The following is a 244-nucleotide window of genomic DNA, read 5'->3' on the forward strand; positions in this document are numbered from 1 at the left end:
CAGGTACCGGGCACGAACATGAGCATCAAATGGTCGGCTGATATGACCACACAGATCATCAACGGCAGATTCGACGAGCCGGTTACGATCGACGACTGGAAACGAGGCAGGCTGCTTACCGCAGAAGGCGCGGTTTCCAACAACGGTACGAAGGGAAATCCATGCCTTGTTGCGGACGTGTTCGGAGATTGGAGAGAGGAGCTGTTGGTTCGAACAAAGGATAGCTCGGCGATCCGTATCTACT

1 pseudogene is annotated in these 244 nt (G+C 54.1%); it reads left to right on the forward strand.

Going from position 1 to position 244, the window contains the following annotated elements:
* Window positions 1–18 precede the first annotated feature (18 nt).
* Window positions 19–244: pseudogene (locus ACSNOG_RS33875) on the forward strand (rhamnogalacturonan lyase); the annotation flags it as partial.

Origin of the sequence: Streptomyces sp. URMC 124, assembly GCF_051386455.1 — a bacterium.
Lineage (GTDB): Bacteria > Actinomycetota > Actinomycetes > Streptomycetales > Streptomycetaceae > Streptomyces.